Origin of the sequence: Microbacterium sp. JZ31 (assembly GCF_016805985.1) — a bacterium.
In the GTDB taxonomy this organism is placed as follows: Bacteria; Actinomycetota; Actinomycetes; order Actinomycetales; family Microbacteriaceae; genus Microbacterium.
Map to the genome: position 1 here is coordinate 2157974 of NZ_CP017661.1, position 21508 is coordinate 2179481.

The window sequence follows — 21508 nt, forward strand, 5'->3', positions numbered from 1 at the left end:
TGTTCGCTATCTTTAAAGATGCTCGCGTCCACTGTGTAGTTCTCAAAGTACGGGCGGGTACCCCTTCCTCCCCCCACAACCGCGGAGACCAGAAGAGGCCCAGAAGGAGGGAACCAGAGGTTCCGGTCCTTCAGGACCCAACAGCGTGCAGCCGCCCCGCTCCCCGACCCCACCGTTCCAGACCTGCAAGCAGGTCGTACTAACTGGAGTCAGCTGCGCTGACGGCATGTCAAATGTTCCACCCATGAGCTAACCGGCATCACACATTCGGTGATGATCCGGCGCCTGGACACCCGTAGGTGCCAGATGCTCCTTAGAAAGGAGGTGATCCAGCCGCACCTTCCGGTACGGCTACCTTGTTACGACTTAGTCCTAATTACCGATCCCACCTTCGACGGCTCCCTCCACAAGGGTTAGGCCACCGGCTTCAGGTGTTACCGACTTTCATGACTTGACGGGCGGTGTGTACAAGACCCGGGAACGTATTCACCGCAGCGTTGCTGATCTGCGATTACTAGCGACTCCGACTTCATGAGGTCGAGTTGCAGACCTCAATCCGAACTGGGACCGGCTTTTTGGGATTCGCTCCACCTCACGGTATTGCAGCCCTTTGTACCGGCCATTGTAGCATGCGTGAAGCCCAAGACATAAGGGGCATGATGATTTGACGTCATCCCCACCTTCCTCCGAGTTGACCCCGGCAGTATCCCATGAGTTCCCACCATTACGTGCTGGCAACATAGAACGAGGGTTGCGCTCGTTGCGGGACTTAACCCAACATCTCACGACACGAGCTGACGACAACCATGCACCACCTGTATAGAGACCTTGCGGGGGGACTGTTTCCAGCCCTTTCCTCTATATGTCAAGCCTTGGTAAGGTTCTTCGCGTTGCATCGAATTAATCCGCATGCTCCGCCGCTTGTGCGGGTCCCCGTCAATTCCTTTGAGTTTTAGCCTTGCGGCCGTACTCCCCAGGCGGGGAACTTAATGCGTTAGCTGCGTCACGGAGACCGTGGAAAGGCCCCCACAACTAGTTCCCAACGTTTACGGGGTGGACTACCAGGGTATCTAAGCCTGTTTGCTCCCCACCCTTTCGCTCCTCAGCGTCAGTTACGGCCCAGAGATCTGCCTTCGCCATCGGTGTTCCTCCTGATATCTGCGCATTCCACCGCTACACCAGGAATTCCAATCTCCCCTACCGCACTCTAGTCTGCCCGTACCCACTGCAGGCCCGAGGTTGAGCCTCGGGTTTTCACAGCAGACGCGACAGACCGCCTACGAGCTCTTTACGCCCAATAATTCCGGATAACGCTTGCGCCCTACGTATTACCGCGGCTGCTGGCACGTAGTTAGCCGGCGCTTTTTCTGCAGGTACCGTCACTTTCGCTTCTTCCCTGCTAAAAGAGGTTTACAACCCGAAGGCCGTCATCCCTCACGCGGCGTTGCTGCATCAGGCTTCCGCCCATTGTGCAATATTCCCCACTGCTGCCTCCCGTAGGAGTCTGGGCCGTGTCTCAGTCCCAGTGTGGCCGGTCACCCTCTCAGGCCGGCTACCCGTCGACGCCTTGGTGAGCCGTTACCTCACCAACAAGCTGATAGGCCGCGAGCCCATCCCGAACCAAAAAATCTTTCCCACCAGTAACCATGCGATTCTGGTGCGTATCCGGTATTAGACGCCGTTTCCAGCGCTTATCCCAGAGTCCGGGGCAGGTTGCTCACGTGTTACTCACCCGTTCGCCACTGATCCACTCCAGCAAGCTGGAGCTTCACCGTTCGACTTGCATGTGTTAAGCACGCCGCCAGCGTTCATCCTGAGCCAGGATCAAACTCTCCGTAAAGAAACAATGCTGCGATCAGCCGGGAAAACGACCGAAGCAGCGAGTTTGATGCTGACCAAAAACGGATGTCAAAACTGACTTCCAAAATTGATCCAAAGGAATCTCGCAACCAACCAAAAGGTCAGTTGCCGAGGTTATTTGGCATTTGACAAGTGCACGCTGTTGAGTTCTCAAGGATCGGATGCTCCCAGCCCTGCGGCTCCCACCGCAGCCCTCCGGGGCAACTTCTCTATCTTATCCGCCCCTCTCGGCTTGTCAATTCGACACGCCGGGGCGCTGACCGCGCGAGCGGGACGCCGGCATCGTCGAGTATGCCTCGAGGAGCTGGATCCTCCACCCTAGACCCGGGGGTCGGCACGCTCAAGAGCGTGATCTTCGGAGTGGAGTTCGTCGTCGACCTGGGGTGGGAACCTTCCGGCTCTACCTCACCGCTTGGCGGCGACAAGGAAATACATTACGTGGATCCCGGGGACCCGGCAACCCGCGCCAACCCCCGGGCGTGTCGCGCGGCCGGGGTCCGGCTCGTCACCCGACGAAAAGCCCGGCCAGCGCCTTCTTCCCGCGGCGCAGCACCGACACTCCCCCGGGGAGGCCGCCGGTGACCGTCGCCTCCTCGGTCGAGATCTTCTCGCCGTCGAGCGAGACGCCGCCCTGCGAGATCGCCCGCCGCGCCTCGGAGACGGACGACACGAGCCCGGTCGACACGAGCGCCTGCACGACGGGAGTGCCGGCCGGCACCTCCGCGTGCGGCAGCTCGCGCAGCGCCGCAGCGAGCGTGCCGGCGTCCAGCGCGGCGAGATCGCCCGCGCCGAACAGCGCCTCGGACGCGGCGATGGCCGCGGCCGTCGCCTCCTCGCCGTGCACCGTCGTCACGACCTCCCGCGCCAGGCGCTTCTGCGCCGCCCGCCGGAACGGCTCCTCGGCGACGAGCCGCTCGTACTCCGCGATCTCGGCGCGCGTCAGGAACGTGAACACCTTCAGGCGCGCGATCACATCCGCGTCGTCCGTGTTGAGCCAGAACTGGTACATCGCGTAGGGGCTGCACATCTCGGCGTCGAGCCAGATCGCGTTGCCCTCGCTCTTGCCGAACTTGGTGCCGTCGCTGTTCGTGATGAGCGGCGTGCCGATGGCGTGCACCGAGACGCCTTCGACGCGGTGGATGAGGTCCACACCACTCGTCAGGTTGCCCCACTGGTCGCTGCCGCCCGTCTGCAGCACGCAGCCGTACTGGCGATGCAGCTCGAGGTAATCCAGGCCCTGCAGGATCTGGTAGCTGAACTCGGTGTAGCTGATGCCGGCATCGGAGTTCAGGCGCGCGCTGACGGCGTCCTTCTTCAGCATCGTGCCGACACGGAAGTGCTTGCCGATCTCCCGCAGGAAGTCGATCGCGCTGAGCGGAGCGGTCCAGTCGAGGTTGTTCACGATCTGCGCGGCGTTGTCTCCCTCGAAGTCGAGGAAGCGCTCGACCTGCGCGCGCAGCTTCGTGACCCATTCAGCCACGGTCTCGGGCGTATTCAGCGTGCGCTCCGCTGTCGGCCGCGGGTCGCCGATCAGACCGGTGGAGCCGCCGACGAGCCCCAGCGGGCGATGACCGGCGAGCTGCAGGCGACGCATCGTGAGCAGCTGCACGAGGTTTCCGAGGTGCAGGCTCGGCGCCGTCGGGTCGAAGCCGCAGTAGTAGACGATCGGGGGTCCGGCGAGCAGCTCGCGCAGCGCGTCCTGGTCGGTCGACACGTGGATCAACCCGCGCCAGATCAGCTCATCCAGGATGGTGTCGAAAGAGGGGTCGATCGCCGGTGCGGCGACGTTCTCAGCGGTCACCCGTCTAGCCTATGGCGTCGCCGCGGGCGCGCCGTCAGGAGCGCAGGCCCCACCAGACGAGGAAGGCGCACGCCAGCGCCTGCACCCAGCTGACCATGCTGCCGACCAGGAAGTATTCGGCCCGGTCTCCCCCATCGCCGTCGCGCGAGATCTCCGGGAATCGGACGATGCCCTTCGCGGCGATGAACGCGGCCAGCAGCGGGTACGCCGCCGCGAGCGTCAGGCCGAACACGATCGCGCGCTCGAGCGGACCGATCAGGCGCCCGCCCTTCATCACCTGTCCGGGACCGAGCTTGGGCATCACGGTGGGCCGGCCGTCGGCCCCCACCACGGTCTGCGTCTCGCCCGGGACGGGATCCGGCGCGATGTTCTCGCGCTCGAGCGCTGCCCGCACCACGACGTTGGCGGCCTCGAGCAGATAGGCGAGCGCGCCGAGCATCAGGATGACGCCGGGCAGCGTGAGCACGCCGAGCGGCGAGTCGACCTCGACGTGTCGCCCCATGCCGGTGCCGTAGTCGACGGGCACGGCGAGCAGCGCCACGGCGCTCAGCACGCCCAGCCCCGCCGCGGGCCAGATGGAGGCCGGCGAGTTGCCGCGATCGGGCATCGCCCAGTGCCACAGTGCCGCGACGGCGACCGCGGCGAGCCCCGCGACGAATGCGTCCGCCAGCAGCGCCAGCAGGAGGATCGCCGCGGCCACGGCAACCAGGACGATCGCGCGCGTGCGCCTCGTCCGCCGCTGGAACACCGTGCGCACGAGCGCGGCGGACCCCACGGCGAGCAGCATGAGTCCGGCGACGATCATGCGTCCATCCTGCCGAGGGGCTCGGACATCCGCCGCTCGGCGCGCGGGCTAGAGACCGAGCGCGTGCACCGCCGCCTGGGACCGGGTGACGAGCTCGGCGCGCTGCTCCGCGACGCGCTCCGGGGCGGTGCCGCCGGTACCCGTGCGGCTCGCGACGGATCCGGCGATCGACAGCACCTGCCGGACCTCGGGCGTCAGGTGCTCGGAGACCCGTGCGAGCAGCTCGTCCGACGCGTCCTCGAGGCCGATGCCCTCCTGCTCGCACGCGCGCACGAGCGCGCCCGAGATCTCATGCGCGTCGCGGAACGGCACCCGGCGCTTCACGAGCCACTCGGCGACGTCCGTCGCGAGCGAGAAGCCCTGCGGCGCGAGCTGCGCCATCCGGTCGGCGTCGAAGCGCAGCGTCGCGACCATGCCGGTGAAGGCGGGAAGCACGACTTCGAGCGTGTCGACCGAGTCGAACACGGGCTCCTTGTCCTCCTGCAGGTCGCGGTTGTACGCGAGCGGCAGGCCCTTGAGGGTCGTGAGCAGCCCGGTCAGGTTGCCGACGAGGCGTCCCGCCTTGCCGCGCGCGAGCTCGGCGATGTCGGGGTTCTTCTTCTGCGGCATGATGCTCGAGCCGGTCGAGTACCCGTCGTCGAGCGTCACGAAGCCGAACTCGCGCGTGTTCCAGAGGATGATCTCCTCCGCGAAGCGCGACAGGTCGATGCCGATCTGCGCCGCGATGAACGCGAACTCCGCGACCACGTCGCGCGCGGCGGTGCCGTCGAGCGAGTTCTCGGCGGGGCGGTCGAGGCCGAGCTCGCTCGCGACGAGCTGCGGGTCGAGCCCGAGGGTCGACCCGGCGAGCGCGCCGCCGCCGTACGGGGACACCGCGGCGCGGACACGCCAGTCGCCCAGGCGCTCGAGGTCGCGCACGAGCGGCCACGCGTGGGCCTGCAGGTGGTGCGCGAGCAGCACGGGCTGCGCGTGCTGCAGGTGCGTGCGACCGGGGAGGATGACGTCGGGGTGCGCGTCGGCCTGCGCCACGAGCGCGTCGATCAGCGCGAGCACGTCCTTCGCGATCACGCGGGCGTGATCCAGCAGGTACATCCGCACGAGCGTCGCGATCTGGTCGTTGCGGCTGCGGCCCGCGCGCAGGCGTCCGCCCAGCTCTGGGCCGACGACGTCGATCAGCGCGGCCTCGAGCGCGCCGTGCACGTCCTCGTCACCGGGACGCGCCTGCAGCGTGCCGTCCTGGATGCCGCGTGCCAGTGCATCCAGGCCCTCGTGCATGCGCCGCTCCTCGTCGGCCTCGAGGTAGCCGGCCGCGGCGAGCGCCTTGGCGTGCGCGTGCGACCCCGCGATGTCGTACAGCGCGAGGCGCCAGTCGAAGTGCGTCGAGCGGCTCAGCTCCTGCAGCTCGGGCGACGGCCCCGTCGCGAAGCGCGCGCCCCACAGTGCGCCCTCGTTGGTTCCGTGCTGCTCGGCGTCGCTCATGGGCGCGGCCTTCCTGTTCTGGCATTGCTTGGGGGTCTCGACTCGCTCCGCTCGCTCGACCAGCGGGTGGAAGCAGCCTCTGCAAGCCTATCGAGCGGTTTCCCTCGGTCCCGTGCTCGCGATCCGTGCGATCAGCCACTCGAGCGGGCCGCGACCGACCAGCAGCGTCCAGAGCGTACAGACGAGGATCGTGGCGATCGTGAGCGGCAAGAACGGCTCGAGCGCGCGGAAGGAGGCGAGCTCGGATCCGTATGCGCCGGGCGGCGGCTGCAGCACGGCCCACGCGACGAGCTGCGCGGTGTAGGCGGTCAGCGGCATGGCGCCCACCGCGCGCAGCGGCAGCACGAGCCACCGCAGCGGCGTCGCGCACAGCAGGGCGCACAGCCCGATCACCGCGATCGCGAAGCCGCCCGACCCGATCGCCTCCCCCATGCCGCTCGAGTGCGCGGTGCTCGACAGCGTCACGCCCCACAGCGAATCGGCGGGCGCGAGCAGCGACCAGCGTCCGATCACGCCGTACCCGAACGCCGCGAGCACGGCGCCGGCTCCCGCGAGCAGCACCGCGGTCAGCGGACGGGAGAACGCGAGCCGCCCGATCCCGATCCCCGCGATCACGAACGCGGCCCACAGCAGGAACGGGTAGTGCCACCCGAGCGCGTGCGCGACCGTCTGCCCGAGGGGGCGATCCCAGCCGCCCCAGGAGTCGATCGCGAACACCGCGAAGGGCATCGCGACGGCGATGGCCGCGGCCGTGCCGAACAGCCAGGTGACACCCGCGCGCAGCAGCGGCAGCGCGAGGAGGAACAGGATCGCGTACGCCGGCAGGATGACGAGCACCGGCGTCTCGAGCACCACGAGCACGATCCCGAGGAACCAGATGCACCCGGCGCGCAGGGCGATCCGGATGCGCGCGGACATCATCCGCGTGCCCTCGAACGGATGCGTGCCACCCGTCACGAGCGCGAGCGAGACGCCGGCGAGCGTCGCGAACAGGATGGACGAGCGCCCGTTGACCACATCGGTCCACGTGCCGGGATCGCGCCAGTCGAACGCGGTCGTCTCGAGCAGGTGCGCGGCGAACATCCCGATCACGGCGAGCCCGCGCGCGAGGTCGATCCCGGCCTCGCGGCCCGGTCCGTCCAGTCGCGCCAGGTTCGCCGCGAGCCGGCCGGTCGGCCCGCCGCTGCGGCGTGGCGTCAGGGCTGACGCAGCAGCCACACCAGCAGCGCCTTCTGCGCGTGCAGGCGGTTCTCGGCCTCGTCCCAGATCACGCTCTGCGGGCCGTCGATCACCTCGGCGTCGACCTCGTAGCCGCGGTCGGCGGGAAGACAGTGGATGAAGATGGCCTCCGGATCGGCGACCGACATCGTCTCCTGCGTCACCTTGTACGCGCCGAGGTCCCGCAGCCGCGCGAGCTTCTCCTCCTCCTTGCCCATCGACACCCACGTGTCGGTGACCACGACGTCGGCACCCGCTGCTGCCTCGAGCGGATCGGTCAGCAGGGTGACGGATCCGCCCGTCTCGGCGGCGATCCGGTCGGCGTCGGCGATCACGTCCTCGCGCGGCGCGTACGCCTCGGGCGACGCCACCCGCACGTGCATGCCGGCGGTGACGCCCGCCAGCACGTAGGAGTGCGCCATGTTGCTGCGCCCGTCGCCGAAGAACGACAGGGTGAGGCCGGCGAGGGCGCCCTTGTGCTCGCGGATCGTGAGCAGGTCGGCGAGCAGCTGGCACGGGTGGAAGTCGTCGCTCAGCGCGTTGACCACGGGGACGACGGTGTCTTTCGCCATCTCCTCGAGGCCCGCCTGCGCGTACGTGCGCCACACGATCGCCGCGACCTGGCGCTCGAGCACGCGTGCCGTGTCGGCGGGCGTCTCCTTGCCGCCGAGCTGGCTGTTCGCTGTCGAGATGATGAGCGGCGATCCGCCCAGGTCCGCGATGCCCACCGCGAACGACACGCGCGTGCGGGTCGAGGACTTGTCGAAGATCACCGCGACGGTCTGCGGTCCGGCGAGGCTCTTGTCCGCCCAGCGGTCCTTCTTGAGCTGCGCCGCGAGATCCAGGATCTCCGACTGCTCGGCGGGCGTGATGTCGTCGTCGCGCAGGAAGTGGCGGGTCATGCGGGGCTCTCCGGGTTGTGAGTGGCGGCGACCTCGGCGAGCGCGTCGCCGAAGATCTCGAGGAACTGCGCGACCTCGTCGTCGCCGATCGTGTAGGCCGGCGCGATGCGGATCGCGTCGTCCGTGGGAGCGTTGACGATCAGCCCGCGCGCGTGCGCCGCGGCCCGCACGTCCGCTGCGACCGGCGCGCTCAGGCGGATGCCGATCAGCAGGCCCGCGCCGCGCGTGCCGGCCACGAGGGGAAGGCCTTCCACGCCCGCACGCAACTCGGCGCCCCGCCGCGTGACGTTCCCGAGCAGATCTCGATCCTGGATCTCCTGGATCACGGCGTTCGCCACCGCGCTCGCGAGCGGGTTGCCGCCGAACGTCGAGTTGTGCGTCCCGGGGTAGAACAGGTCGCTCGCCGCGCCGAAGGTCACGAGCGCGCCGAGCGGGAAGCCCGCGGCGATGCCCTTCGCGAGCGTGATGGCGTCGGGCGTGATGCCCTCGGCCTGGTACGCGAACCAGTGCCCCGTGCGTCCCATGCCGGTCTGCACCTCGTCGAGGATGAGCAGCGCCCCGCGCGCCGTGGTGAGCTCCCGCGCGCGACGCAGGTAGCCGTCCGGGAGGGGAAGCACCCCCGCCTCCCCCTGGATCGGCTCGACGACGAGGGCGGAGATGCGCTCGTCGCCCGCGAACAGCGCCTCGAGCGCCTCCCGCGTCGGGGCGATGTGCTTCACACCCGGGATCAGCGGGCGGAACGGATCCTGGTACGCGGCCTTCGGCGTGAGCGCCAGCGCGCCGGTCGAGCGGCCGTGGAAGGCGCCCTCGAGACTGACGATCAGGCCGTCGCGATCATGCAGGCGGGCCAGCTTGATCGCGGTCTCGTTCGCCTCCGTGCCGGAGTTCGCGAGGAAGACGCGGCCCTGCTCCCCCGTGCCGGCGAGCTGCTTCAGCCGCGCGGCCAGCTCGAGCTGCTGCGGCGTGGCGAAGTAGTTCGACACATGCGAGAGCGTCGCGGCCTGGCGCGCGACGGTCTCGGCGAACACCGGATGCCCGTGACCCAGCGCGTTGACCGCGATGCCGCCGAGGAAGTCGAGATAGCGCGTGCCGTCGACGTCCCAGACGTAGGACCCCTCGCCCCGCTCGAGCAGCGCGAGGCGCCCGCCGAGGCTCATCAGGTCACGAGCCGCGAGATCCTGCCACCGTGTGGTCGTCGCCATGCTGTGCGGTTCCGTCTCGGTCACTTCGCTCCCTCGCTCGACCTGGTCGGCGAGGCCGACATCACCTGCGTTCCGATTCCCTTGCTCGTGAAGAGCTCCACCAGCACCGAGTGCTGCACGCGGCCGTCGATGATCGCCGCGGCGCCGACGCCGCCCTCGACCGCGTCGAGGCACGCCTGCATCTTCGGGATCATGCCCGACTCGAGCCGCGGCATCATCTCGCGCAGCTCCTCGGCCGTGAGGTGCGACACGAGCGAGTCGCGGTTCGGCCAGTCGGCGTACAGTCCCGCGACATCCGTGAGCACGACAAGCTTGCGGGCCTTGAGCGCGATCGCGAGGGCGGCCGCGGCCGCGTCGGCGTTCACGTTCAGCGAGTGGCCGGGGTGGTCCAGGTCGGGTGCGATGCTCGAGACGACCGGGATGCGCCCCGCGTCGAGGTGATCGAGGACCGCGGTCGGATCCACCTTCACGACATCGCCCACGCGCCCGAGGCTCTCCTCGACGCCGTCGATCATGACGCCGCGCTTGCGGCCGCCGAACAGCCCCGCATCCTCGCCGCTCAGGCCGGTCGCGAGCGGACCGTGCGAGTTGATCTTCGCCACGAGCTGGGGGTTGATATGGCCGGTCAGCACCATGCGGACGACGCTGATCGCCTCGGTGCTCGTGACGCGGTAGCCGCCCTTGAACTCGCTGGGGATCGCCAGGCGATCCAGCATGCTCGAGATCTGCGGGCCGCCGCCGTGCACCACGACGGGACGCACGCCCACGTACCGCAGGTACGCGATGTCCTGCGCGAAGGCGTCCTGCAGCTCCTCGCTGATCATCGCGTTGCCGCCGTACTTCACCACGACGATCTGGTCGCGGTACTTCTTCACCCACGGCAGCGACTCGATGAGCGTCGCGGCCTTCGCGGCCGCCTCCTCGGGGCTGGTGTCCTGCAGGTCTACGGCTTGCTTGCTGCTGTCACTGGTCATGAGGAGTAGGCGCTGTTCTCGTGCACGTAGTCGTGGGTCAGGTCGTTGGTGCGGATGGTCGCGGCCGCGTCGCCGGCGCGCAGATCGATCAGCACGTGCGTCGCACGCGGCGTGAGATCCACGTCCTCGCGCGGCCGGTCCGGTCCGCCCTTCGTGCAGACGCGCACGCCGTTCATCGACACGTCGACGTCGTACGGATCGAACTCCGCCTGGGTCGTACCGATCGCGGCGAGCACACGGCCCCAGTTCGGGTCGTTGCCGAAGATCGCCGCCTTGAAGAGGTTGTTGCGGGCGACGGATCGGCCCACCTCGACGGCGTCGTCCTCGCTCGCCGCGCCCACGACCTCGATCGTGATGGCGTGACTCGCGCCCTCCGCGTCGTCCTGCAGCTTCGCCGCGAGCTCGTCGCAGACCTCGACGAGGGCCGCCGCGAAGGCCGCCTCATCGGGTTCGACACCGCTCGCACCGCTCGCGAGCAGCGTGACCTGGTCGTTCGTCGACATGCAGCCGTCCGAGTCGAGCCGGTCGAAGCTCACGCGCGTCGCGGCGCGCAGGTGCGCGTCGAGCTGCGACGCCTCCAGCACCGCGTCGGTCGTGATGACCACGAGCATGGTGGCGAGGCCCGGTGCGAGCATGCCCGCGCCCTTCGCCATGCCGCCGATCGTCCATCCGTCGCGGCGGCGGACGGCCGTCTTCGCGACGGTGTCGGTGGTCATGATCGCGGCGGCCGCGTCCTCCCCGCCGTCGGGGCCGAGGGACGCGATCGCCTGCTCCGTGCCGTCGAGCACCTTCGTGCGGAACACCTCGTCGCCGAAGCCGATCAGCCCCGTCGAGCACACGAGCACGTCGCCCGCGCCGACGTCGAGCAGCGCGGCGGCCTTCTCGGCCGTCTGGTGCGTGGTCTGGAAGCCGAAGTCGCCCGTGAAGCAGTTGGCGCCGCCCGAGTTGAGCACGACCGCCTCGACGACGCCGTCCGCGATCGCCTGCTGCGACCACAGGATGGGGTTGGCCTTCGCACGGTTGCTCGTGAACACCGCGGCGCCCGCCTTGAGCGGCCCGCGGTTCACGACCACGGCGACGTCCTTCGCACCGGTCGATTTGAGGCCGACGGCGACACCGGCCGCCTCGAACCCCTCTGCTGCGGTCACACTCACGGGGCCACTCCGTTCACGCTGAGCGCGCGACCCTCCGGCAGGCCGAGCGCGATGTTCATCGACTGGATCGCGGCTCCCGCCGTGCCCTTCGTCAGGTTGTCCACGGCCGTCACGACGACCACGCGCCCCGCCGCGCGATCGATCGCGAGGCCCATCAGCGCGGTGTTCGCGCCGACCACGTCGGCCGTGCGCGGCATCTGCCCCTCGGGCAGCAGCTGCACGAAGGTCTCGTCGCCGTACGCGTCCTGCCATGCCCGGCGGATCTCGTCATCCGTCGCGCCGTGGGCGATCCGGGCGCTGCTCGTCGCGAGGATGCCGCGCGCCATCGGGACGAGCACGGGCGTGAAGGAGATCCGCGGATCGACCGCGCCCGCCTCGCGCAGCGCCTGCTGGATCTCCGGGATGTGACGGTGCGATCCTCCGACGGCGTACGGGTTCGCGGAGCCGAGGATCTCGCTGGCGAGCAGATTGGGCTTGAGGCTCTTGCCGGCGCCCGACGGCCCGACCGCGAGCACGCTGACGATGTCGGACGGGTCGATCACCCCCGCCGCGACGCCGGGGACGAGGCTGAGACTCACGGTCGACGCGTTGCAGCCGGGCGCCGCGATGCGCGTCGCGCCGGCGAGGCGGTCGCGCTGGCGGCCGTCGCCGACGATCAGCTCGGGCACGCCGTACGTCCACGGCTCGTGGAAGTCGCCGCCGTAGAACGCGTCCCAGTCGTCCTTGCCGGTGAGCCGGTGATCCGCGCCGCAGTCGATCACGAGCTTCACGTCGGTGAGGGCGTCGGTGTACTGACCCGACTGGCCGTGCGGCAGTGCGAGGAACACGATGTCGTGCCCCGACAGGATCTCGGGGGTCGTGTCCTGCAGCGTCAGGTGCGCGAGGGAGCGCAGGTGAGGCTGGTGCGCGATGAGGGGCTGGCCGGCGTTGGAGTGCGCGGTGACCGTGCGGATCTCGACGTCGGGGTGGTCGGCGAGCAGCCGCAGCAGCTCGCCTCCCGCATAGCCAGAAGCGCCGGAGACGGCGACCGAATAGGTCATGATTCCACCTTAGATGTCCGTGAGCAGAGGGCCGGAGACGGCGACACCGCTCGGCCTGGTGGCCCTGCTCGATCGCGCTCAGGCGCGAGAGCTTCGCGGCGTCGCCGGGATTCGGCGGCCACGCGGACGTCGGCGCAGGACGATGACCCGGGTGGGGTGCAGGATCGCCTCGCGCATGCGGCGAGCGTAGCAGAACGCGCACGGCCGACGTACGGTGGGGCGATGGGCGACCGGGCCGGGCAGGATCGCGCCGACGAGCGTCAGGCGATGCTCGAGTGGCACATCCGGGCGCGCGGGATCGCGGATCCCCGCGTGCTCGACGCGATGGCCGCCGTGCCGCGCGAGCGCTTCCTGCCGCCGTCCGTGGCGGCCGACGCGTACGCCGACTCGCCGCTGCCGATCGGGCACGGGCAGACCATCTCGCAGCCGTACATCGTGGCGCTCACCGCCGAGGCCGGGCTGCTGAAGCCCGGCGACCGCGTGCTCGACGTCGGCACCGGATCGGGCTACGCCGCCGCCGTGTACGCCGCGATCGGTGCCGAGGTGTGGTCGGTCGAGTTCGTGCCGGAGCTCGCCGAGCAGGCGCGCGCGGCACTGGCCGCGGCCGGCGTGCGGAACGTGCACGTGGTCACGGGCGACGGCACGCTGGGGCTCCGCGATCACGCGCCGTTCGACGCGATCCTCGCCGCCGCGGCCGGGCCCGACATCCCGGCCCCGTGGATCGACCAGCTCGCGGAAGGCGGCCGCATCGTCATGCCCCTCGAGCGCAATCCCGGATGGCAGCAGCTCGTGCGCGTCACTCGCCGCGGCGACGACACCGAGCTGGACGACCTCGGCGCCGTGCGCTTCGTGCCGCTCCGCGGCGAGCACGGCCTGCGCTGAGCCGCGCCGGCGCGCGGGCCTCGGCCGCGAGACCTCATGCGCGCCGCGAGACCTCACCGTGCGGCGATGACTCGTCGCGCTGATGAGGTCTCGCGGATCGGGCGGGACCGGACGCGTGGCTATTCGCGCAGCGTCGCGCCGTGGCGCTCGGCCGCGAGCGCGACGCCGGCGAGCTTGGCCTCCGTCGCCTCGGCCGCCGTGAGCGTGCGGTCGGGCGCGCGGAAGCGCAGCGCGAAGGTGAGGCTCTTCGCACCGTCCGGGATGCCCTGACCGCGGTAGTCGTCGACGAGGCGGAGGCTCTCGAGCAGCTCTCCCGCACCCTCCACGAGCGCGGCGCGCAGCTCGGAGGCCGGCAGGGCGGCGTCGACCACGAGCGACACGTCCTGCGTGGCGGCGGGGTAGGTCGACAGCGACGCGACCGTCACGCGCTCCCCCGTGTCCCGCAGGATGGCGTCGAGGTCGATCTCGACGACCGTCACGCGGCCGGGCAGGTCGGCGTCGGCCGCGACGGACGGCAGCAACTCGCCGACGTAGCCGACCTCGGCGCCGTTCACCGTGAGCACGCCCGTGCGTCCCGGATGCAGCGCCGCGCGCCGTCCCTGCGCGACCGCGATGTCCACGCCCGCGGCGGCGGCGATCACGCGCACGGCGTCGAGCGCGACCGCGAGCCCCGCGGCCTCGGCGTCGCGCCCCGGCTGCTTCGGCGCGACGGCGCCCGCCAGCAGCAGCGCGACGTGGCGCGGCTGGGGCGGGATCGAGGCGTCCAGGCGCGCGAGCGTCTCGGCATCCGGGCGCACCGCGAGCGGCGGGATCGTCGAGGTGCCGTACTCGACGCCCGGCTGCGGCAGGAACACGGTGCCGATCTCGAACAGGGCCAGGTCGGTGTGCCCGCGCGACACGTTGCGGTGCGCGATCTGCAGCAGCCCCGGCACCAGCGAGCGGCGCAGGAACGGCGCCTGGCCGTCGAGCGCGTTCGCGAGCTTCACGCTCGGCAGGTGCTCGCCCGTCGCCGAGCCGTGGAGGTCGTTCTGCTCCTGGGTCGTGAAGGGGAACGCCGGAGTCTCGACGAAGCCCGCGGCCGCGAGCGCGTTCGCAACGCGGCGACGCCCCTGCTGGGCGGGGGTCAGACCACGGCCGGACGGCGGCGTCGGCAGGTGCGACGGGATCTTGTCGACGCCGTCGATGCGCGCGACCTCCTCGGCCAGCGTCCACTTGTCGGTGAGGTCGGGCCGCCACGACGGCGGCGTGACCGACCAGCCGTCGGGGGTCTCGTCCACGCGGCAGCCGATCATCGTGAGCGTCTCGGCGATGCGCGCCGCGGTGTAGTCCACCCCCACGAGACCCTGCACGAAGCCGGCCGGCAGCGCGATCGCCGCGCGCGCGGCGTCGACGCCGAGCGCGCCGCCCAGCGCGTCCGCCGTGCCGCCCGCGAGCTCGACGAGCAGGTCGACGACCCGCTGCGCGGATGCCGGCGGCAGCAGCGGGTCGACGCCGCGCTCGAAGCGCCGCGAGGCCTCGCTCGGCAGCTTGTGCCGGCGCGCCGTGCGGGCGATCGAGACCGTGTCGAACACGGCCGCCTCGATCAGCACGTCGGTCGTCGTCTCGCCGATCTCCGTCGCGGCGCCGCCCATCACGCCGGCCAGGCCGATCGGGCCCGACTCGTCCGTAATCAGCAGGTCCTCCGGGGAGAGCCTGCGCACCTGGCCGTCGAGCGTCTCGAGCGTCTCGCCCTCCGTCGCGCGTCGCACCGTGATCCCGCCGGTCAGCTTCGCGAGGTCGTAGCCGTGGATCGGGCCGCCGAGCTCGAGCATGACGTAGTTCGTGATGTCCACGAGCAGCGAGATGGAGCGGATGCCGGCCAGCGTCAGGCGCGAGACCATCCACGGCGGCGTGGGGCGCGACGCGTCCACGCCGCGCACGACGCGCGTGACGAACTCCGTCACGCCGACCCTGCCGCGGATCGGCGCGACGTCCTGCACCGCGACCGGGAAGCCGGATCCGGATCCGATCTCCGGCAGCAGCGCCGGGTCGCGGAACGCCGCGCCCGTGGCGTGGCCGTACTCGCGCGCGATGCCGCGGATCGACATGGCGTAGCCGCGGTCGGGCGTCACGTTCACGTCGACCGCGACGTCGTCCAGCCCGAGGAGCGCGATCGCGTCGGTGCCGGGCGCGGGGTCGAGTCCCAGCTCGACGAGGCGCAGGATGCCGTTGTGCTCGTCGCCGAGGCCCAGCTCGCGCGCGGACGCGATCATGCCGTCCGACACGTGCCCGTACGTCTTGCGCGCCGAGATCGGGAACGGCCCCGGCAGCACCGCGCCGGGAAGCGACACGACGACCTTGTCGCCCTCGTGGAAGTTGGATGCGCCGCACACGATCCCGCGCGGCTCGGCCTCGCCCACGTCGACCTGGCACCAGCGGATGGTCTTGCCGTTCGACTGCGGCTCAGCCTCGAACGACAGCACCGTGCCGACGACCACGGGCCCGCTCAGCTCGAAGCGGACGACGTCCTCCTCCTCGAAGCCGACCGACACGAGGGCCGCGAGGACGTCCTCGGGGCTCGCCTCGGCCGGCACATCCACGTACTCACGCAGCCACGAAAGCGGGACGCGCATCACACCACCATCCCGAACTGCTCGCTGAAGCGGACATCGCCCTCGGCCATGTCGCGCATGTCCTGCACGTCGCTGCGGAACATCAGGGCCCGCTCGATCCCGATCCCGAACGCGAAGCCCGAGTACACCTCGGGGTCGATCCCCGCCGCGCGCAGCACGTTCGGGTTGACCATGCCGCAGCCGCCCCACTCGATCCAGCGCGCGCCGCCCTTGAAGGTCGGGTGCCACAGGTCGAACTCGGCCGACGGCTCGGTGAACGGGAAGTAGTTGGTGCGCAGGCGCGTCTTGGCGCCCTCGCCGAACAGCGCCTGGGCGATGTGGTCGAGCGTGCCCTTGAGGTGCGCCATCGTGATGCCCTTGTCGACCACGAGGCCCTCGGCCTGCGTGAAGACCGGAAGGTGCGTCGCGTCGAACTCGTCCGTGCGGTACACGCGTCCGGGGCACAGCACGTAGATGGGCAGGTCGCGCTCGAGCATCGAGCGCACCTGCACCGGGCTCGTGTGCGTGCGCATGACGAGGTGGCGGGCGACCGGATCCACGAAGAACGTGTCCTGCATCTGACGCGCCGGGTGGTCCTCGTCGAAGTTCAGCGCGTCGAAGTTGAACCACTCGTGCTCGAGCTCCGGGCCCTCCGCGATCTCCCAGCCCATGCCGACGAAGACGTCGCTGATCTGCTCCTGCAGCACGCTCATCGGGTGGCGGGCGCCCACGCGCGTGCGCGACGGAACGGCCGTGATGTCGATGCGCTCGGCCTCGAGACGCGCGGCGGTCTCGGCCTCCGCCAGCTCGGCCTCTCGGGCAGCGAGGGCCTGGTTCACGCGACCGCGAGCCGATCCCACGAGCTTGCCGAACTCGGCCTTGCGCTCGTTCGGCACGTGGCGCATCTGCGCGTTCAGCGCGGCGAGCGGCGACCCCTCCCCCGCGTGCGCGGATCGGGCGGCCTTCAGGGCCGCGGTGTCGGGGGCTTGGGCGATCGCCGCGAGCGCGCCTGCGACCGCCGCCTCCACCGCCTCGGGAGTGATCTCGGGAACGTCAGACACGAGACCCGAGTCTAGTCGGGCGGCCGTGGGCCGCCCGACGCGGGGTCAGAAGGCGCGCCCGCCGCCCGGCCCGCCGCGGTCGTCCGTCCGGGCGAGCTCCGCGGCATCCTGGACGCCGATGATCTCGGTGTTCGTGCCCTCGTGCAGGCGCGGCGCGAGCGCCTCCTGCGCGGCGCGCACGCGCGGCGACTTCTGCATGCGCTTCTCCACGATGCGCGCGACGCCCGACAGGGCGAGGCAGAGGGCGATGTAGATTGCGCCGACCACGATCGCGGACTGCACGATCGGGCGGTCGAGCTGGCTCTGCGATCCGAGGAACTTCGCGTAGAACAGCAGCTCCTCGTACGTGATGATGAAGCCGAGCGCGGTGTCCTTCAGCGTGACGACGAGCTGGGCGAGGATGACGGGCATCATCGCGCGGATCGCCTGCGGCAGCAGGATCAGGCGCATCACGCCCGCCTTGCGCAGGCCGATCGCGTAACCGGCCTCGCGCTGACCGCGCGGCAGCGCCTCGACGCCGGCGCGGATGACCTCGGCGAGCACCGAGCCGTTGTACGCGATGAGCGCGAGCACGACGACCAGGAACTTGTCGAGGCTCACCCCGATCACGGGCAGGCCGTAGTACAGCAGGAACATCATGATCAGCACGGGCACGGCGCGCATGAACTCGATCACGACGGTGAAAGGCCAGCGCACCCACGCGTGGTCGGAGAGCCGGCCGATGGCCAGCACGAAGCCCAGCGCGAGCGCGCCGACCGCGGCGAGAGCGAACGCGCCGACCGTGCGTCCTGTCGCCAGCAGGATCTGCTCCCAGATCCGCGTGTAGGTGAAGGCGTTCCACTTCTCCGGAGCGAACTGCCCGGTGGCGGCAAGGCGCCACAGGAAGAACGCCAGCACCGCGGCGACGACGAGGATCGTGAGGACCCCGAGGATCCGGTTGCGGACGATCGCCCGGGGACCCGGGACGTCGTACAGGACGCTGCCGCTCATCGCGCGACCCTCCATCGGTTCTCGAGCACTCGCTGCGCCCAGGACAGGAGCAGGACGAGCGCGACGAAGATGAACATCACGCAGATGATCACGACGAGCTGGTTCTCACCGCGCTCGCTGAGCCAGTCGCGCGCGGATCCGAGGTTCATGACCGAGAAGCCCGCCGCGACGGTCGTGTTCTTCAGGAGCGCGATGAACACGCTCATCATGGGAGGGATGACCGACCGGAAGGCCTGCGGCAGCACGACGAGCCGCATCACCTGGCCGAACCCCAGGCCGAGCGCCCTGGCCGCCTCGGCCTGGCCGACCGGCACGGTGTTGATGCCGGACCGGATCGTCTCGGCCACGTAGGTGGCGGTGTAGACGCCCAGCGCCGCGACCGCGAACCACACCTGTACGCCGCCGCTCGCGCGCACCTCGAGCAGGGGCGGCAGGGCGAAGGCGAAGCCGAAGAACACGAGCGTGAGCGGCGTGTTCCGGATGGTGTTGACGTAGAACGTGCCCACGCCGCGCGCGATCGGGATCGGCGACACCCTCATGGCGCCCACGATCGTGCCGAGGATGAGCGCGATCGCCCCGCCTCCGAAGAAGAGCACGAGGGTGCCGACCAGCGCTTCACCCCAGAAGTCGAGGTTGTCGGTGATGACTCCCATGCGGGCCTTTCCTGCACTCGGGACGGGATGGCGGGCTCAGAGGCCCGCCGCGGGAGGGGGGTGTCCGGGGCGGCCGGATCGGCCGCCCCGGACGAAGGGTGTCAGTCGACGGCGGGCTGCTCGGCCTCGACGCCCGCGGGCGCGAGGTGCTGCTCGAACAGCGCGGTCCAGACGTCGCCACCATCGGTGAAGAGCGTGTTGATGTGCTCCTGCAGCGCGCTGTCGCCGTCGGTGATGCCGACGCCGTAGCGCTCCTCGCTGAAGATCTCACCCGTGAGCTTCAGGTTGTCGGGGTCCTGCGCGACGTAGCCGGCGAGGATCGCCTCGTCGGTCGTGATCGCGTCGACCTGGCCGGCGAGCAGCTGCTCGACGCACTCGGAGTACGTCTGGCGCTCGGTGACCTCGCCGTTGTACTCGTCGCGGATGCGCTGCAGCGGCGTCGAGCCCGTGACGGAGCACGTCACCTTGTCGGCGAGGTCGTCGGGGCCGTTGATGGTGTCGTCGTCCGCGCGCACCAGCAGGCCCTGGCCCGTGATGAAGTACGGGCCGGCGAAGTCGATCTGCTCGTCGCGCGCGTCGGTCATCGAGTAGGTGCCGACGTAGAAGTCGACGCCGCCGTTGATGATCTCCTGCTCGCGGTTCGCCGACGGAACCGTCTTCCACTCGATCGTGTCGTCGTCCTCGGAGAAGCCGAGCGACGCCGCGATCCAGCGGGCGATGTCGACGTCGAAGCCGGTGCGCTCGCCGGTGACGGCGTCCTCATAGCCGAGGCCAGGCTGGTCCGCCTTGACGCCGATGACGATCTTGCCGGCCTCGGTGGCCCGCTCGAAGGTCGGGCTGTCGAGCTCGACACCCTCGGCGACCTCCCAGAGCGCCTCGCCGCCTTCGGCCTCGCCGCCCTCGGTGGCGCCGGGGGTGGTCGGCGAGCCGCTGTTGCACGCCGTGAGCGCGAGCAGCGCGGCCAGGCCGAGGCCCGCGCCCGCGACGACGCGCGACGTCCGCTTGATGCTGAACATGTGATTCCTCCTTGGTGGGGTGGTCCATCCGTCCGCGTCGGGGCGCGGAGACCGGGTTGGGTCAGTGCGTGATGAGCTTCGAGAGGAAGTCCTTCGCGCGGTCGCTCCGCGCGTTCGTGAAGAACTCCTCGGGCGTCGCCTGCTCGACGATCTGCCCGTCGGCCATGAACACGACGCGGTTCGCGGCCTTGCGCGCGAAGCCCATCTCGTGGGTCACGACGATCATCGTCATGCCGTCCCTGGCGAGCGAGACCATGACGTCGAGGACCTCGTTGATCATCTCGGGGTCGAGCGCGCTGGTCGGCTCGTCGAACAGCATGACCTTGGGGTGCATGGCCAGGGCGCGCGCGATCGCGACACGCTGCTGCTGGCCGCCCGACAGCTGCGCGGGCAGCTTGTCGGCCTGGTGGCCGACACCGACGCGGTCGAGCAGCGCGCGCGCCTCCTTCTCGGCGTCCGCCTTCTTCATGCCGCGGACCTGGATCGGACCGAGCGTGACGTTCTCCAGGATCGTCAGGTGGGCGAACAGGTTGAAGGACTGGAAGACCATGCCGACCTCGGCACGCAGGTTCGCGAGGGCCTTGCCCTCCTTCGGCAGCTCCTTGCCGTCGATCGTGATCGATCCGCTCGTGATGGTCTCGAGGCGGTTGATCGTGCGGCACAGCGTCGACTTGCCGGACCCGGACGGTCCGATCACGACGACGACCTCGCCCTTGTCGACGGTGAGGTCGATGTCCTTCAGCGCTTGGAAGTCGCCGTAGTGCTTCTGAACGTCCTTGACGACGACGAGGGGCTCTGCCATGGGTTTCACCCTATGGTGTGCCCAGGGGGCGAACCAGCAGGGCTCGGGCCGCTTTACCGACTTGTAACAGGACGGGCATGCGCTCCGTGCGGTCCCGGTGGCCGGGAGTCCGGGCGTGTCGCGCCGGTGCGACCACGGCGTCAGGCGCGATGCGCGAATGCGCTCTCGTACAGGCAGACGCTGGCGGCCGTGGCGAGGTTGAGCGACTCGGCTCGTCCGAAGATCGGGAGCTTGAGCACGCGGTCGGCGAGCGCGAGCGCGTCGTCCTGCAGGCCGTGGGCCTCGTTGCCGAACAGCCACCCCGTCGGGTTGCCGAGCAGACCCTCCGCACGCGCCGCCAGGAGGTCGTCGCCCTTCACGTCGGCGGCGAGCACCGTCATGCCCGCGGCGTGCGCGCGCTCGACGACGTCCTCGAGCTCTCCCCGACCGCGATGGGCAGGTGGAAGAGCGATCCTGTCGTCGATCGGACGACCTTCGGGTTGTACGGATCGACCGTGCGTCCGGTCAGGACAACGGCGTCCGCGCCCGCGGCGTCGGCGGCGCGGATGATCGTGCCGAGATTGCCGGGATCGCGCACCTCCTCGCAGATCGCGATCAGGCGCGGCCCCGCCGCGAAGATGTCCTTCAGCGCGGTCGGATTCTGACGGGCGACGGCGACGAACCCCTGCGGGGTGACGGTGTCCGACATCGCCTCGAGCACCGACTCGGAGACGAACTCCGCCTCGAGACCCTCGTCCGTCAGGAGCGTCCGGACATCCTGATGCCGCTCCAGCGCCGTCGGCGTCGCGAACAGCTCGACGATCGTCTCGGGGCGGAAGGTCAGCGCCTCGCGGACCGCCTGCGGGCCCTCGAGCAGGAACAGCCCCGTCTCCTTCCGGGCGTTGCGCTTCGCCAGCTTGGCGACCGCACGCACACGCGGTGATCGGGGGTTCTCCAGCACATCTCGATTCTATGGGCGGGAAGGCATATGGACATGACGCCCCGGTGAAGCGCACGCGCACCGGGCGGGAACACGCGCGGAAAAGGCGCATCCGCTCCCCGCACGGCTCCCCGAGACGGACGAAGAGGGCGCCCCCTT

16 protein-coding genes, 1 rRNA gene and 1 pseudogene are annotated in these 21508 nt (G+C 70.1%); 1 reads left to right on the forward strand and 17 read right to left on the reverse strand.

The genetic code is table 11. The features are described 5' to 3' along the window. Window positions 1-317: 317 nt before the first annotated feature. The 10 genes from BJP60_RS10365 to argC all read right to left on the reverse strand — a co-directional run bounded on the left by BJP60_RS10365 (window position 318) and on the right by argC (window position 12435). Window positions 318-1840, reverse strand: a 16S ribosomal RNA gene (locus tag BJP60_RS10365). A gap of 525 nt (window positions 1841-2365) precedes the next feature. Beyond that, the gene (gene tyrS / locus BJP60_RS10370; protein ID WP_203135683.1) at window positions 2366-3661 is read right to left on the reverse strand and encodes a tyrosine--tRNA ligase; all 1296 of its coding nucleotides are present in this window, start codon (window positions 3659-3661) and stop codon (window positions 2366-2368) included. Between the two features lie 34 nt (window positions 3662-3695). Beyond that, complete coding sequence (locus tag BJP60_RS10375; protein WP_203135684.1) at window positions 3696-4466, reverse strand: hypothetical protein; 771 nt, start codon at window positions 4464-4466, stop codon at window positions 3696-3698. 48 nt (window positions 4467-4514) lie between these two features. Further along, a complete protein-coding gene (argH, locus tag BJP60_RS10380; RefSeq protein WP_203135685.1) occupies window positions 4515-5945 on the reverse strand; it encodes an argininosuccinate lyase in 1431 nt (476 codons plus the stop codon). An 87-nt stretch (window positions 5946-6032) separates the two neighbouring features. Further along, window positions 6033-7163 carry a heparan-alpha-glucosaminide N-acetyltransferase domain-containing protein gene (locus BJP60_RS10385; RefSeq protein WP_238439387.1) on the reverse strand — a complete coding sequence of 377 codons (1131 nt, stop codon included), beginning with the start codon at window positions 7161-7163 and terminating at the stop codon, window positions 6033-6035. Then, entirely contained in the window at window positions 7142-8065 is a 924-nt protein-coding gene (gene argF / locus BJP60_RS10390; RefSeq protein ID WP_203135686.1) for an ornithine carbamoyltransferase, read from the reverse strand. Before argF ends, BJP60_RS10385 begins: the two co-directional genes overlap by 22 nt. After that, entirely contained in the window at window positions 8062-9267 is a 1206-nt protein-coding gene (locus tag BJP60_RS10395; RefSeq protein ID WP_203139250.1) for an acetylornithine transaminase, read from the reverse strand. Before BJP60_RS10395 ends, argF begins: the two co-directional genes overlap by 4 nt. Window positions 9268-9287: 20 nt before the next feature. Next, complete coding sequence (gene argB / locus BJP60_RS10400) at window positions 9288-10241, reverse strand: acetylglutamate kinase (RefSeq protein WP_203135687.1); 954 nt, start codon at window positions 10239-10241, stop codon at window positions 9288-9290. Continuing rightward, the gene (gene argJ / locus BJP60_RS10405) at window positions 10238-11395 is read right to left on the reverse strand and encodes a bifunctional glutamate N-acetyltransferase/amino-acid acetyltransferase ArgJ (protein WP_203135688.1); all 1158 of its coding nucleotides are present in this window, start codon (window positions 11393-11395) and stop codon (window positions 10238-10240) included. Before argJ ends, argB begins: the two co-directional genes overlap by 4 nt. Continuing rightward, window positions 11392-12435, reverse strand: coding sequence for an N-acetyl-gamma-glutamyl-phosphate reductase (gene argC, locus BJP60_RS10410; protein WP_203135689.1), 1044 nt, complete (start codon window positions 12433-12435; stop codon window positions 11392-11394). Before argC ends, argJ begins: the two co-directional genes overlap by 4 nt. A 222-nt stretch (window positions 12436-12657) precedes the next feature. Here argC and BJP60_RS10415 point away from each other — a divergent pair, with 222 nt between their 5' ends. Continuing rightward, window positions 12658-13317 carry a protein-L-isoaspartate(D-aspartate) O-methyltransferase gene (locus BJP60_RS10415; protein ID WP_238439388.1) on the forward strand — a complete coding sequence of 220 codons (660 nt, stop codon included), beginning with the start codon at window positions 12658-12660 and terminating at the stop codon, window positions 13315-13317. A gap of 119 nt (window positions 13318-13436) precedes the next feature. Here BJP60_RS10415 and pheT read toward each other — a convergent pair whose 3' ends face one another. The 7 genes and pseudogenes from pheT to BJP60_RS10450 form a co-directional block, all read right to left on the reverse strand. Then, complete coding sequence (pheT, locus tag BJP60_RS10420; RefSeq protein WP_203135690.1) at window positions 13437-15929, reverse strand: phenylalanine--tRNA ligase subunit beta; 2493 nt, start codon at window positions 15927-15929, stop codon at window positions 13437-13439. Next, window positions 15929-16969: a phenylalanine--tRNA ligase subunit alpha gene (gene pheS / locus BJP60_RS10425; RefSeq protein ID WP_203135691.1), complete on the reverse strand. Its 1041-nt coding sequence runs from the start codon at window positions 16967-16969 to the stop codon at window positions 15929-15931. The genes pheT and pheS overlap by 1 nt, the downstream gene beginning before the upstream one ends. Before the next feature lie 45 nt (window positions 16970-17014). Then, entirely contained in the window at window positions 17015-17959 is a 945-nt protein-coding gene (locus BJP60_RS10430) for an amino acid ABC transporter permease (RefSeq protein WP_238439389.1), read from the reverse strand. After that, entirely contained in the window at window positions 17956-18612 is a 657-nt protein-coding gene (locus BJP60_RS10435) for an amino acid ABC transporter permease (RefSeq protein ID WP_203135693.1), read from the reverse strand. The genes BJP60_RS10430 and BJP60_RS10435 overlap by 4 nt, the downstream gene beginning before the upstream one ends. Before the next feature lie 101 nt (window positions 18613-18713). Further along, on the reverse strand, window positions 18714-19628 hold the full coding sequence (locus BJP60_RS10440; protein WP_203135694.1) for a glutamate ABC transporter substrate-binding protein: 915 nt from the start codon (window positions 19626-19628) through the stop codon (window positions 18714-18716). A 61-nt stretch (window positions 19629-19689) separates the two neighbouring features. After that, the gene (locus BJP60_RS10445; RefSeq protein ID WP_203135695.1) at window positions 19690-20430 is read right to left on the reverse strand and encodes an amino acid ABC transporter ATP-binding protein; all 741 of its coding nucleotides are present in this window, start codon (window positions 20428-20430) and stop codon (window positions 19690-19692) included. A 140-nt stretch (window positions 20431-20570) separates the two neighbouring features. Next, a pseudogene (locus tag BJP60_RS10450) lies at window positions 20571-21370 on the reverse strand (TrmH family RNA methyltransferase). Window positions 21371-21508 lie beyond the last annotated feature (138 nt).

What these genes read in the sequence shown, in the direction of transcription:
- argH (WP_203135685.1), bottom strand. Translation starts at nt 5,945, where the DNA reads ATGAGCGACGCCGAGCAGCACGGAACCAACGAGGGCGCACTGTGGGGC.
- argB (WP_203135687.1), bottom strand. Translation starts at nt 10,241, where the DNA reads ATGACCAGTGACAGCAGCAAGCAAGCCGTAGACCTGCAGGACACCAGC.
- BJP60_RS10375 (WP_203135684.1), bottom strand. Translation starts at nt 4,466, where the DNA reads ATGATCGTCGCCGGACTCATGCTGCTCGCCGTGGGGTCCGCCGCGCTC.
- pheT (WP_203135690.1), bottom strand. Translation starts at nt 15,929, where the DNA reads ATGCGCGTCCCGCTTTCGTGGCTGCGTGAGTACGTGGATGTGCCGGCC.
- BJP60_RS10435 (WP_203135693.1), bottom strand. Translation starts at nt 18,612, where the DNA reads ATGGGAGTCATCACCGACAACCTCGACTTCTGGGGTGAAGCGCTGGTC.
- argC (WP_203135689.1), bottom strand. Translation starts at nt 12,435, where the DNA reads ATGACCTATTCGGTCGCCGTCTCCGGCGCTTCTGGCTATGCGGGAGGC.
- argF (WP_203135686.1), bottom strand. Translation starts at nt 8,065, where the DNA reads ATGACCCGCCACTTCCTGCGCGACGACGACATCACGCCCGCCGAGCAG.
- BJP60_RS10445 (WP_203135695.1), bottom strand. Translation starts at nt 20,430, where the DNA reads ATGGCAGAGCCCCTCGTCGTCGTCAAGGACGTTCAGAAGCACTACGGC.
- BJP60_RS10430 (WP_238439389.1), bottom strand. Translation starts at nt 17,959, where the DNA reads ATGAGCGGCAGCGTCCTGTACGACGTCCCGGGTCCCCGGGCGATCGTC.
- BJP60_RS10440 (WP_203135694.1), bottom strand. Translation starts at nt 19,628, where the DNA reads ATGTTCAGCATCAAGCGGACGTCGCGCGTCGTCGCGGGCGCGGGCCTC.
- BJP60_RS10395 (WP_203139250.1), bottom strand. Translation starts at nt 9,267, where the DNA reads ATGGCGACGACCACACGGTGGCAGGATCTCGCGGCTCGTGACCTGATG.
- BJP60_RS10415 (WP_238439388.1), top strand. Translation starts at nt 12,658, where the DNA reads ATGGGCGACCGGGCCGGGCAGGATCGCGCCGACGAGCGTCAGGCGATG.